The following is a 12,391-nucleotide window of genomic DNA, read 5'->3' on the forward strand; positions in this document are numbered from 1 at the left end:
CTACGCCGCGCCTGTAGGGTGGGGTTTCACCCCACCTCCCACCGCCGCAAGTGCCCCATTTCCGCCACCATCGCGCGACATCCTGCACCCGCCCCAGACCACGCCGGTGCCATGTCCCTGATCCGTGTCCTTGCCCTTACACTCCTCGCCGCCCTGCCCGCTCAGGCGCAGGACAGCCGCCTGCAATCCCTGCAGACCGGCTTTGCCGCCCAAGGGTGGGAAGCCATCGGGCGGCTCGACATGGCGGGCGTCGGCTTTTGCACCGCGACGCTCATCGCCCCCGACCGCATCCTCACCGCCGCGCATTGCCTCTATGACCGGCGCACCGGCGGCCGAATCCCGGCCGAGCACCTGCAATTCCTCGCCGGTTGGCGCACTGGCCGGGCCGAGGCCGAACGCGGCATCAACCGGATCGCGATCTGGCCGCGCTTCAACTTCGCCTCGGGCGCCGGCATGGACAATGTCTCCGAAGACATCGCCGTCCTGGAGCTTGACCGCCCCATCCGCAGCACCACGATCCACCCCTTCGGCGTGGCCGACCTGCCGCCCCTGGCCTCGGGCGGGTCGGTAACCGTGGTCTCCTATGCCCGCAACCGGGCCGAGGCGCCCTCGATCCAGGAGACCTGCCACGTCCTGCAGCAGCGCCCAGACGGGGTGTCGGTGTTCTCCTGCGACATCGACTACGGATCCTCGGGTTCGCCCGTGCTGGCCACGGTCAATGGAGAGCGGCGGATCGTCTCGGTGATTTCGGCGCGGGTGGAAAGCTCGGACACGCCGATGTCGCTGGGCATGCGCTTTGCGGGCCGCGTCGCCGCGCTGGAAACCGCGCTCGATCAGGACGTCTCGGGGGTCAGCAGCCCAGGGTCGAACGGGGCAAGGTCGGATGCGCGCTTCATCCGGCCGCCCGCCAACCCCTGAAACGCTGGGGTCTTGAAACCCCGTTTTCGGCTTCCCACATCAGTCTTACCGGGTGCCCAGACAGGGGCTCGGACATCGGCCCGGCCGGACAGACCGGCGGGCAACACACTGACATCGCTTATCAAAGGATGACACTATGCGTACGTTTGACCCGACCCCGCTGTTCCGTGCCTCGGTTGGCTTCGACCGGATGGCCGACCTCATGGATCGCGTCCTCGCTGCCGAGCCCGTGCAGCCGACCTACCCGCCCTACAACATCGAGAAGACCGACGAGAATGCCTATCGCATCTCGGTCGCGGTCGCCGGCTTCAGCGCCGAGGAACTCACCGTCGAGATGAAGGAGAACGGTCTCCTGATCGCCGGTCGCAAGGGCGATGAGCAGGCCGAGCGCAGCTATCTGCACCGCGGCATCGCCACCCGCGCCTTCGAGCGCCGCTTCCATCTGGCGGACCATGTCCGCGTGACCGGGGCGACCCATGCCGATGGCATGCTGCATGTCGACCTCGTGCGCGAGATCCCCGAGGCGCTGAAACCGCGCCGGATCGAGATCGCCAGCGCGAAGCAGAGCAATCAACTGGTTGACGCCTCGGCGGCCTGAGGTCTCCGCCGCCGAAGCGTGAAGGAGGGCGTGCCCAGCGATGGGCGCGCCCTTTTCTTACGGGCGTTTGCCGGCGAGGGCATAGGCCAGCCGGAAGGCCAGCGGCCCCACGCCCAGCGACAGCACGAAGGCGATGGGCCAGGCGGTGAGGAAGGTCATCAGCCAGGCCTGCACCATGCCGGGGTGAACGCCCACGTGCAGAAGGTGCATGATCCCGCTCATCATCAGCGCCATCAGGCCCGAGATGATCAGCTGCGCGGTCAGAAGGATGGGTTTCGGTTGCATCGGCAGGTCCTTGGACAAGGGGTGCCGGTCTCATGCGCCGCGCACCCCGGTTGGGGAGGGCGCTGCGGGTTCGTGAGACTAAATCCCGGGCGGGGCGTGCCGCGCGGGGGCCGGGGTAACCGTACCGGCCAACCATTTTTCAGCCCTGCCGACATAGCCCCCCGCGCTTGCGCTGGCAAGGCTTGCCCCGGCGCCCGGCTCCGACCATCTTCCTGCGGGCTGACAGGAGGATCCAATGCTGCGCTTCGAGACTTGGGACGTGTTCACCGAAACCCCGTTTTCCGGCAACCCCTTGGCCATCGTGCATGACGCGGGCGGCTTGAGCACGGCGCATATGCAGATTCTCGCGCGGGAGTTCAACCTTTCCGAGACGATCTTCGTCATGCCCCCGCGCGACCCGGCGCATACCGCCCGCGTGCGGATTTTCTTCCCCACCGCCGAGATCCCCTTCGCCGGCCATCCGACCATCGGCTGCGCCATCTGCCTTTCGGGTCTGGTCGAGCCGGGGCCGGACGCGGAAAAACACCTCGTGCTGGAGGAGGAGGCCGGGCTGGTCCCGGTCCATGTGACCCGCAAAGGCAACCGCGTCCGGGCCGAGTTCACCGCCCCGGTCACCCCCTTCGCCGCCCCCGGCGAAGCTGATCCAGCGCTGGCCGCCGCCGCGCTGGGTGTGGCGCAGATCGGCACCGAGGGGCACATCGCCCCGGCGATCTGGCAGGGCGGTCCGCGCTTCCTCTATGTGCCTCTGCCGGATCTGCCGACGCTGGCCAAGGCCCGCCCGATGGAGCCACAATGGTCGCAGCTGATGGACGCCGCCGGGGTCGACAGCGCCTGGTGCTACGTGAAGACGGACACGGGCTACCGCTCGCGGATGTTCTCGCCCACGGCGGGCATTCCTGAGGACCCGGCGACCGGCTCGGCCAGTGCGATCTTCGCGGCGGAATTGCACGCACGCGGGTTGGTGGGCGAGGGCGAGACGCCGGTAGCGCTGGAACAGGGCGTCGAGATGGGCCGCCCCTCGGCCATCGGGCTGACCGTGGTCGTCGAAGGCGGTGCCTTGAAAGCCGTGCGCGTGGCGGGGTCGGCGGTGGCGATCTCGGCGGGGAGCGTGTCGATCCCCGCCTGATCCCTTAGCGGCGCGCCTCGCGGATCCAGCCCAGCAGGATCAGCCCCGCGCCCAGCAGCAGCCAAGCCCAAGCGGGCAGGAACGGACTGAGGCGCAGGTCGGTCGTGACATAGGCCTCACGCGGGGTGATCCCCAGCCAGCCGCGACCATAGGCCTGGCGCCCGGCCTCGACCGCGCGCAAGCCGGGCATCCCGGCGGCGATGGCGACCATGCCGCCGCGTGTGGCGTCCAGCACCGGCTGCATCGCGCTGCCATCCGCCACCACCCGCTCGTATTCCCGCGGGTTGGCGGTGCCCAGAACGGCCACGGTATCCAGATCGTCCGAGCGCAGGCGATACAGGCCGGGCTCGGGCCCGTCCCACTCGGCGGTGAAACGGCCCGGATCACTCTCGGTCAGATCGAGGGTGATCGTGCTGTCGTCGGGCCGGGCGATCGTCACCGAATGCGGGCCGTCCTGAAGCGAGCGGCGGGTGATCTGAAGCGTCTGACCCTGCGCGGTGGCCGAGAGGGCCTCTTCTTCCAGATCCGGCTCGCGCATCAGCCAATGGGCCAGACGGCGCAGCAATTCCGCCTGCGGGCCGCCGCCTTCGAAGCCACGATCCCAGAGCCAGGCCTGATCCGAGGCCAGTTCCGCCACACGGCCCTCACCGGCATGGTCCAGCACCAAGAGCGGCCGGTCGCCGATCCCCTGCATCACCACGTCGCCGGCGTTGGGGGTCAGTTCGATCTGACGCAGCCAACGGCCCCAGCCGGGAAGCTCTCCCCCGCCCTGCGGCGGGTAGTCCGCGTCCAGCCCGGCGGTCACCGGGTGGCGCTGGCCGATGTCGGACAGATGCGGCGTGAAGGGCTGATCGAAGACCCGCGCGGTGGGCTCGGCGGGCAGGATGCGGCCCAGCGGCGAATGGTAAATCGACTCGGCCGAGGCTAGTTCCGGCCCGCCGGCGACCAGCAAAGCGCCGCCCTCCATCACATATCTTCGGATATTGTCGAAATACGAGGTCGGCAAGATCCCGCGCCGCCGGTAGCGGTCGAAGATGATCAGGTCGAATTCGTCGATCTTCTCGATGAACAGCTCGCGCGTCGGGAAGGCGATGAGCGAGAGTTCATTGACCGGCACCCCGTCCTGACGGTCTGGCGGGCGCAGGATGGTGAAGTGGACGAGGTCGACGGACGGGTCGGATTTCAACAGGTTGCGCCAGGTACGCTGGCCCGTGTGCGGCTCACCGGAGACCAGCAGCACGCGCAGCCGGTCGCGGATGCCGTTGATCTGCACGACGGCGGCGTTGTTGCGGTCGGTCAGCTCGCCGTCCTCGGTCGGCAGGACGAAGCGCAGGACGTTGAGCCCGCCGCGATCCAGCGTGAGGTCCAGCTGCATGTCGGTGCCGACGGGCGCGGTGGCATAGCGCAGGTCCTCGCCGTTCAGCGCGAAGCCCACCTGCACCGGACGGTCGCGCAGGTTTTCGGGCACATTGCCCTCGTCCTCGATCCGCAGGGTCAGGGTCAGCGTCTCGCCGAGGATGCCATAGGCCGGGGCGTTGCGGACGATCAGGCGGCGGTCCCAGTCGCTGTCTTCGCCGGTTTGCAGCACATGCACCGGCGCGGGCGGCGTCACGCCCGCCGTGTCATGGGCCAGCCCGTCCGAGACGACGAAAACCCCGGCCAGCCGGTCGCGCGGCAGGTCGGCCATGGCGGCCTCGATCGCGGCGTTCAGCGTGGAGCCGGCGTTGTCCGGCGCGTCGGGGACAGAGACCACGCGCTCTTCGACGCCCAGCCGCGCCAATTCGGCGCTCAGGGCCTCGACGGCGGTTTCGGATTGCGCGGCGCGGTCGGCCAGCCGGTTGGAGCCGGTCTCGTCGCGCAGGATCAGGGCGATGTCGCTGAGGGGCTGGCGGTCCTCGGTCTGCAGCGACGGGTTGGCCAGCGCCGCCAGCACCAGCCCGAAGCCGAGGAAGCGGAACGCCCAGCCGGCCAGCCCGCGCCAGAGGGACAGGATGGTCACCAGCAGCGCGGCCACGCCCAGCGCGGCGATCACCGGCCAGGGCAGCAGCGGGTCGAAGACGAGGGAGGCGCCGTTCATTGGCCCAGCCTTTCCAGCAACGCCGGCACATGGACCTGATCGGATTTATAATTGCCGGAGAGTACATGCATGATGAGGTTCACCCCGAAGCGCAGGGCGAGTTCGCGCTGACGCTCGCCGGTCGTGCCGCGGCCGACCTGCAACAGGGGCATGCCGCGCTCGTCGACCGCCCAGGCCGAGGCCCAGTCGTTCGAGCCAATGACCACCGGCGTCACCCCGTCGTTGAGGTTGCGGAAGGGCATGCCGTCGGCGCGCTGCGCATCGGGCGGCGCGGCCTCGACCCAGACGGTGCCGCCTTGGTAGCGGCCGGGATAATCGCCCAGCAGGTAGAAGGTGCGGGTCAGGACGTGATCCTCGGGCAGGGGTTCCAGCGGCGGGATGTCGAGGCCCGCTGCGATCTCTTGCAGGCGGCGCGCGGCGGAGGTCGTGCCGCCGGACAGGCGGGCGGCCTCGGCGTCGCGGGTGTCGAACAGGATCATGCCGCCGGTGCGGAGATAGCGGTTCAGGTGGTCATAGGCCTCGGTCGAAGGGAGCGGGGCCTCGGCGGTGATCGGCCAATAGAGGAAGGGGAAGACGGACAGCTCGTCGGCCTCGATATCGACCGACATGGGCGCGGCGGGTTCGACCGAGGACCGGCCATAGAGCGCCGCGGACAGGCCACGAAGCCCGGCCAGGGCCACGTCGTCGATCTGCGTGTCGCCGATGCGCACCGCGCCGAGGACCACGGATTCCGTGGCCTCCAGAATGCGCGGATCGACCGGCGCGTCGAGGGCCTGTGCCTCGGCCCGCGGGGCGGCGAGACCCAACGCCAGCAACAGCATCGCCGCGCGCAGCAATCGACCGCCCAGCGCCAGCGTGGCCAGCGCGTCGAGCATCATCACCCCCGCGACCAAGGCCAGCAGATAGCCGGCCAACGGCTGCTCCGGCGTCTCGACCCCGGTGTCCAGCGCCGTGCCCGCAGGCCATTGCACCGGCGTCAGCGGGGTCTGGGCGTCGGTCGCGTTCACCGCCAGCCGCAGCGCCGTTCCGGCATAGAGGCCGGGCGGCAGATCGGGGCCCGGACGTGCCTCGCCACGCAGGATGGGGGCGAGGGCCTCGCCGGTCACAGCGGCGCGGTCGTCGGCATCGGTGAGCAGGCCGAAGCCGTCCATGATTTCCTCGGGCTGCCAATGGGTTCCGGCCATCTCGCCGGCCTCAGGCACCGCGCCGCGGGTCGAGACCGACAGCCGTTCGAGCATCTCGACGAACAGGCCCGAGAGCGGGAGGTTCGACCATTCGGCATTGGCGGTGACGTGGAACAGCACCACCTGCCCCGCCCCGCGCGCGGCGCGCGTGACCAAGGGCGTGCCATCGGCCAGCGCGGCGATCGTGCGGTCGGCCAGATCGGGGCCGGGCTGGGCCAGTACCTGCGCGCGGATGCCGACATCCTCGGGGATGGGCAGGCCGGCGAAGGGCGAATCCTCAGGGAAGGGCGCCAGCGAGCGGGGATCGCCCCAGCTCATGGCGCCGCCGACCGTGCGGCCACCGGCGCGCAGCGGCACGGGCAGCAGCGCATCCTCGGTCACCGCCGAGAAGCCCGAGGCCGAGGCCCCTGCCCCCGCCATGCGCGGCCCGGCGAAGCGCAGCAGCAGGCCGCCATTGGTGACCCATTCCGTCAGCTCGCGCGTTTCCGCGCCGGTCATCGCCGGCATGTCGGCCAGCACGATCACATCCGGGCCGGTCAGCAGCAGATCGTCCAGCGAGGCGCTTTCGATCAGGTCGGCATCCGGCGCCAAGGCTTGCCGCAGGTAGTGCAGCGGCGACAGCAGGGCGAGCGACTCGTTGCCTTCGCGCACCGACAGCAGGCCGACCTTGCGGCGGCGCAGGCTGTCATCGGCCAGCGTCACGCTACCCGCGCCGCGCTGCCCGTCGATCTGGAAGCGGGTGATGCGGTTGCGCAATTCGGGCGGCAGGTCGAACTGGGTCTCGGCACTGACGGCCCCTTCGGCGAAGTCCAGCGGCGCACGGGCCAGATCGCGCTCGGCCCCGGCCGGGTCCCGACCGATAGCGCGCAGGGTGAGGCTTTGCGCCGGGCCGGGCGTGCGGCGGGCGGTCAAGAGGACGGTCTCGCCATCGAAGCTGGGCGGGGCGAGGGCCAGCACCGGACTTTGCGGCTGGAACACCTGCACCGGGCCGTGATCCTCCAGCGCCGACAGCAGCGCCCCGCGTCCGTCGCGCGCCAAGCCGTCCGAGACCCAGAGGGTTTCGGCAGCCTCGGGCAGGGTTTCCGGCCAGTCGGGCAGATCGGCGCCCGCGGCCCAGGCGCGCGGGGCGAGGCCCCGCAGACGCTCCCGCCAGTAATCGGCGGCGCGGAACTCGATAGGGCCGTCCTGCGGTTCGGTCAGCGAGACGACGGCGACGGTGCGCCCGGCGCGCTGCGCTTCGTCCAAAGCCTGTGCCACGCGTTCGGTCCGGCGCGGCCAGTCGCGGGCACTGGCCCAGCTGCCGTCCATGACGATCAGGAGCGGCCCCTGCCCCGGCAGCGCGCGCGAAGGATTCAGCACCGGCCCGGCCAGCGCGACGATCAGCGCGGCCAGCGCCACAAGCCGGATCAGCAGCAACCACCACGGTGTGCGCTGGCTTTCGGGGTCGCGGTCCCGCAGGCCCAGCAGCAGCGCCACGCCGGGGAAGCGGCGGCGCACCGGCGCGGGCGGCACGGCGCGCAGCAGCCACCACAGGATCGGCAGCGCCAGCAGCGCCCACAGCAGCACGGGCGTGGTGAAGCCGATCATGCTCATCGGCTGCCTCCCAGCGCCTGATAGAGCCACAACAGCCCCTCGGCTGCCGGCCGGTCGGTGTGCAGCGTCGTCGCGTGCCAGCCCGATTGGCGGGCCAACGCGTGGAGGCGATCCTTGCGCTCGGCCAGACGCTGTCGGTATTCGGCTCGCAGGTCGCCGGCGCGCAGGGTCTCGAAGCTGAGATGCCCGGACATGCTTTCAAAGCGGGTGCGACCGTCGAAGGGAAAGGCCTCTTCGCTGGGATCGAGCACCTGCACAAGGATCCCGCGCATCGTCCGTGCGGCGGCCAGCGCCAGAGCGGCCTCGATGCTGCCCAGATCCCCGAGGAAATCAGAAAAGATCACCACATGCCCGCCCGAGGGCGCGGCATGCAGGTCGATAGCGCCGTGTTCGCCCTCGGCGCGCGGCTCTTCGGCCAGCGCGGTGGCCAGCGCATTCGCCTGTGCGCGTCCGGCGCGCGGCGGCATGTCGGCCTCGGCCAGCCCGACGCGTTCGCCCCCGCGCAGCAGCACGAGGCCCAGCGCCATCGCCAACAGACGCGCGCGGTCGGATTTCGTCTCGCGTCCCGCGTCGCCGGAGAAGCCCATCGCCGCGCCGCTATCGACCCAGAGGCTGACGGCCCGCGCGGCCTGCCATTCGCTTTCGCGCAGGTAGACATCATCGCCCCGGCCCGAGCGGCGCCAGTCGATGCGGGTGATCCCGTCGCCGGGCATCAGCGGGCGGAATTGCCAGAACTCGGCCCCCGGCCCCGAGCGGCGGCGACCATGCGCGCCGGGCAGCACCGATTGCGCCAGATGCTCGGCGGCGACCAGAAGGGGCGGCAACCCGCCCGAGAGCGCCTCGCCCGCGCGCCGCAGGTCGGCTCCGCGTGGGGCGGCTGAACTCACGCGGCTTTCCCCCGCTTGTCGGTGACGCGGGCGGTGACACGGTCGATCACCGCGCCCAAGGTCTCGCCGCGCGCGCGGGCGGCGAAGCTGAGCGCCATGCGGTGAGACAGGACCGGGCGGGCCAGCGCCGCGACATCCTCGGCCGAGGGGACGAGCCGCCCCTCCAGCAGAGCACGGGCGCGGACGGCCAGCATCAGCGCCTGTGCAGCCCGCGGGCCGGGGCCCCAAGAGAGGCTGTCGCCAAGGCTCGGGTCGGCCTCGGGCGTGCCGGGGCGGCAGGCGCGGACCAGCTGCAGGATCGTGTCGACGACGCTCTCGCCGACCGGCATGCGGCGGATCAGGGTCTGCGCAGCCAAGAGGTCAGCGGCGGTGAAGACCTCATGCGCCTCGCCTTCCTCGGTGCCGGTGGTGGCCAGCAGGATCGCGCGTTCGGTCGCGGCATCGGGGTATTCGACGTCGATCTGCACGAGGAAGCGGTCAAGCTGGGCCTCGGGCAGCGGATAGGTGCCCTCCTGCTCGATCGGGTTCTGCGTGGCGAGGACGTGGAACGGCAGGCCCAGCTTGCGGTGCTGGCCGGCGATCGTCACCTCACGCTCCTGCATCGCCTGCAGCAGAGCCGACTGGGTGCGGGGCGAGGCGCGGTTGATCTCATCGGCCATCAAGAGCTGGCAGAAGATCGGGCCCTCGATGAAGCGGAAGGCGCGGCGGCCGTCGGCGTCGGTATCCAGCACCTCGGAGCCGAGGATATCGGCGGGCATCAGGTCCGGCGTGAACTGGATGCGGTTCGAGTGCAGGCCCATGACGGTGGCCAAGGTATCGACCAGCCGCGTCTTGCCGAGGCCCGGCAGACCCACCAGCAGGGCATGCCCGCCCGACAACAGCGCCGTCAGCGACAGGTCGACAACCGTCTCCTGCCCGATGAAACGGGGGGCGATGGCGGCGCGCGCCTGTTGCAGCCGGGCGCCCAGCGCCTCGATCGCGGGGACCAACGTGTCGCTCATGGGCGCGTACCTCCGGTGACCTTCTTAGGTGTGACCTTCATTGGTTCAGGGTTATATGTCAGGGGCAAGCCCTTCGCACAGACCAAGTTGGATAAAATGATGGCGCCACAAGACAATGTGACCCCCCCTCCCGCAGCGAATGCGGACAGTCTGGCCGCCGAGGCGAAGAAGGCCGCGAAAAAGGGCGGATTGCCGCCGGTCCATCTGTGGAACCCGCCGTTCTGTGGCGATCTGGACATGCGGATCGCGCGCGACGGGACGTGGTTCTACCTCGGCACGCCGATCGGCCGGCAGCCCTTGGTGCGGCTCTTCTCGACGATCCTGAAGCTGGAGGACGGGAAGTATTTCCTCGTCACGCCTGTCGAGAAGGTGGGAATCACGGTCGACGATGCGCCCTTCGTGGCGGTGGATTTCACTGTCTCGGGCGAGGGCGAGCGGCAGCTGCTGCGCTTCGAGACGAACGTCGGCGATTTCGCCGAGGCCGGGCCCGAGCATCCGATCCGTGTGGTGCGCGATGAGAGCGGCGAGCCTTCGCCTTATGTGATGATCCGCGCCGGACTGGAGGCCCTCATCGACCGCAAGAGCTTCTATCGGCTGGTGGAATTGGGCGTTCACCACGAGCATCAGGGCAAGCGCTGGTTCGGGCTGTGGTCCGGCGGGAAGTTCTTCCCGGTGATCCCCTCGGACGAGCTGGGCTGACCGGGGCGCTGGCGACCGCGACAGAGTATTTGAAACAAGGTGAGGGGGGATTGCGGATTTCTGCAATCTGATGCATTTCTCTGCAAGTTTTTGCAGGGCAATGCGATGAGCCTCAACACGCCCGAGATCCGTCAGCGCGCGCTGGCGCAGCGGCTGGCCCGAGGGGGCGAGTTGGATCTGGCCGCGCTGGCCGGGGAATTCGGCGTGTCCACCGACACCATGCGGCGCGACCTGATCGCGCTGGAGGAACGCGGGCTGGTCGAGCGGGTGCGCGGCGGGGCCGTGCCGCGCGCCGTGCCTGCCGTCCCGATGACCGAGCGGCGCAATGTCCTGTCCGAGGCAGTGCTAACTTTGGCGCTGGCGCAAGTGGCGGGCGCGAACACGCTGGTGCTGGACGGCGGAACCTCGGTCGCGGCGCTTGCGGCGCGGCTGCAACCCCGGGCCGGCTTGCTGGTCGTCACCCCCGCCCCCGCCGTGGCCCTTGCCGCGCAGGCCTGCGGCATCGAAGTCGCCCTGATCGGCGGCACAATGTCGGCCCGCGGCGGCATCGCCACGGGGGCCGAGACCTGCGCCGCGCTGGCACGGATCGCCGCGGATGTCACCGTGCTGGGCGCCTGCGGGCTGGACGCCGAGTTCGGCCTGTCCTCCGACGACGCGGGCGAAAGCGCGGTCAAGGCGACGATGGCCGCCTGTGCACCGCGCTGCCTGATCCTCACCGGGGCCGAGAAAGTCGGCACCCGCGCGCGGCACCGGACCCTGCCGCCCGAGACCATCGACCTCGTGATCACCGACCGGGCCCTTCCGGCGCTGGCCGAGGCCCCTTTCGAGATCCTTCATGCCTGAACCCCGTCTGTCCCGCGTCCGCCTTGCCGTCGTCGCGATGTTCTTCCTCAACGGCATCCTGTTCGGCGCCTGGGCGGCGCGGGTGCCGGCCTTTGTCGAGGCCTTCTCCCTGGACCCGGCGACGCTGGGTCGCCTGCTGTTGTGCCTTGCAGGCGGCGCGATCCTTGCCTTCCCGCTGGCCGGCTGGCTGAGCGACCGCATCGGCGCCGACCGGGCCACACGCTGGATCGGCCTCTATTACGCGTTGGCCCTGCCCCTGATCGCGCTGGCGCCGAACACCTGGGCGCTGGCCGGGGCGCTTCTGCTGTTCGGCGCGGGGCACGGGGCGATGGATGTGGCGATGAACGGCTGGGGCGCCGAGGTCGAGCGCGTCTATCGCCGGCCGATCCTGTCCTCGTTCCACGCGATGTGGAGCCTCGGCGCCGGTCTGGGCGCGCTGAGCGGCGGGGCGGCAGTGGCGCTGGGGCTGACGCCGCTGATCCATTTCACGCTGGTCGCGGCGTTGCTGGGCGGGCTGACCCTCTGGATCGCGCTGGTCCCGTGGGAGTCGCGCCGGGGGGCCGGGGGTGGCGTCGGCTTTGCGCTGCCGACGAAGCCTCTGGTGCTGGCCGGGGTGGTCGCCTTCTGCTCGTCCATCGGCGAGGGGGCGATGGCGGATTGGTCGGCCGTCTTCCTGATCGACATCGCCGGCACCGACGAGGCCCGGGCCGCGCTGGGCTACTCGGTCTATTCCGCCGCGATGTTCGTGGCCCGGATCAGCGCCGACCGGGTGATTCACCGCCTCGGCCCGGTGCCGACCGCGCGGGTGGCCGGGGTTCTGGCCTTCGCCGGGCTGGCCGTCGCGCTGCTGGGTCAGACATTGGAGGCGGGGCTGGCCGGCTTCGTCCTGCTGGGTCTGGGCTATTCCGTCGTCATGCCGCTGGCCATGTCGCGCGCTGCCAACGACCCCGACACGCCGCAGGGCCGGGCCATCGCGGGCGTGGCGACGCTGGGCTATGGCGGCATGGTGCTGGGGCCGGCTCTGATTGGTGGGATCGCTCATCTGGCCGGGCTGCCGGTGGCCTTCTGGCTGGTGGCGGTGCTGGCCCTCGGCATCAGCGCGCTGGCCAAGGCGTTGAAACAGCCCTGAGCCTGTCAAGGCGACCTTTGGTCAAGCCCTCAAACCGGCCCTTGTGACTTG

11 protein-coding genes are annotated in these 12,391 nt (G+C 70.4%); 6 read left to right on the plus strand and 5 right to left on the minus strand.

Annotated elements, in window-relative coordinates; translation table 11 throughout:
* Positions 1 to 111 precede the first annotated feature (111 nt).
* Both BCY78_RS00465 and BCY78_RS00470 read left to right on the plus strand, forming a co-directional pair.
* The gene (locus tag BCY78_RS00465; RefSeq protein ID WP_068296290.1) at positions 112 to 918 is read left to right on the plus strand and encodes a serine protease; all 807 of its coding nucleotides are present in this window, start codon (positions 112 to 114) and stop codon (positions 916 to 918) included.
* 136 nt (positions 919 to 1,054) lie between these two features.
* A complete protein-coding gene (locus tag BCY78_RS00470) occupies positions 1,055 to 1,516 on the plus strand; it encodes an Hsp20 family protein (RefSeq protein ID WP_068296293.1) in 462 nt (153 codons plus the stop codon).
* A gap of 57 nt (positions 1,517 to 1,573) precedes the next feature.
* Here the strand turns inward: BCY78_RS00470 and BCY78_RS00475 are convergent, their stop codons facing one another.
* A complete protein-coding gene (locus BCY78_RS00475) occupies positions 1,574 to 1,801 on the minus strand; it encodes a DUF2798 domain-containing protein (protein WP_068296296.1) in 228 nt (75 codons plus the stop codon).
* A gap of 235 nt (positions 1,802 to 2,036) precedes the next feature.
* Between BCY78_RS00475 and BCY78_RS00480 the strand changes: the two genes are divergently transcribed.
* Positions 2,037 to 2,927 (plus strand): PhzF family phenazine biosynthesis protein, encoded by an 891-nt coding sequence (locus BCY78_RS00480; protein WP_068296298.1) that lies wholly within the window; start codon positions 2,037 to 2,039, stop codon positions 2,925 to 2,927.
* A 4-nt stretch (positions 2,928 to 2,931) separates the two neighbouring features.
* On the opposite strand, the gene BCY78_RS00485 is transcribed toward BCY78_RS00480, so the two are convergent.
* Genes BCY78_RS00485 through BCY78_RS00500 form a run of 4 tightly spaced genes read right to left on the minus strand, consistent with a single transcriptional unit; the run spans position 2,932 to position 9,669 of the window.
* Positions 2,932 to 5,004, minus strand: a complete 2,073-nt coding sequence (locus tag BCY78_RS00485; protein ID WP_068296301.1) for a hypothetical protein — start codon at positions 5,002 to 5,004, stop codon at positions 2,932 to 2,934.
* The gene (locus BCY78_RS00490) at positions 5,001 to 7,781 is read right to left on the minus strand and encodes a DUF4159 domain-containing protein (RefSeq protein WP_068296304.1); all 2,781 of its coding nucleotides are present in this window, start codon (positions 7,779 to 7,781) and stop codon (positions 5,001 to 5,003) included. The genes BCY78_RS00485 and BCY78_RS00490 overlap by 4 nt, the downstream gene beginning before the upstream one ends.
* Positions 7,778 to 8,668 carry a DUF58 domain-containing protein gene (locus tag BCY78_RS00495; protein ID WP_068296307.1) on the minus strand — a complete coding sequence of 297 codons (891 nt, stop codon included), beginning with the start codon at positions 8,666 to 8,668 and terminating at the stop codon, positions 7,778 to 7,780. The genes BCY78_RS00490 and BCY78_RS00495 overlap by 4 nt, the downstream gene beginning before the upstream one ends.
* Positions 8,665 to 9,669, minus strand: coding sequence for a MoxR family ATPase (locus tag BCY78_RS00500; RefSeq protein ID WP_068296310.1), 1,005 nt, complete (start codon positions 9,667 to 9,669; stop codon positions 8,665 to 8,667). Before BCY78_RS00500 ends, BCY78_RS00495 begins: the two co-directional genes overlap by 4 nt.
* Positions 9,670 to 9,768: 99 nt before the next feature.
* Between BCY78_RS00500 and BCY78_RS00505 the strand changes: the two genes are divergently transcribed.
* The 3 genes from BCY78_RS00505 (at position 9,769) to BCY78_RS00515 (ending at position 12,340) form a co-directional block, all read left to right on the plus strand.
* Positions 9,769 to 10,368, plus strand: a complete 600-nt coding sequence (locus tag BCY78_RS00505) for a DUF1285 domain-containing protein (RefSeq protein WP_068297584.1) — start codon at positions 9,769 to 9,771, stop codon at positions 10,366 to 10,368.
* A 105-nt stretch (positions 10,369 to 10,473) separates the two neighbouring features.
* Positions 10,474 to 11,211, plus strand: a complete 738-nt coding sequence (locus BCY78_RS00510) for a DeoR/GlpR family DNA-binding transcription regulator (RefSeq protein WP_068296313.1) — start codon at positions 10,474 to 10,476, stop codon at positions 11,209 to 11,211.
* Entirely contained in the window at positions 11,204 to 12,340 is a 1,137-nt protein-coding gene (locus BCY78_RS00515) for an MFS transporter (protein ID WP_068296316.1), read from the plus strand. Before BCY78_RS00510 ends, BCY78_RS00515 begins: the two co-directional genes overlap by 8 nt.
* Positions 12,341 to 12,391 lie beyond the last annotated feature (51 nt).

Source organism: Pararhodobacter sp. CCB-MM2 (assembly GCF_001691415.1).
GTDB lineage: Bacteria > Pseudomonadota > Alphaproteobacteria > Rhodobacterales > Rhodobacteraceae > Pararhodobacter.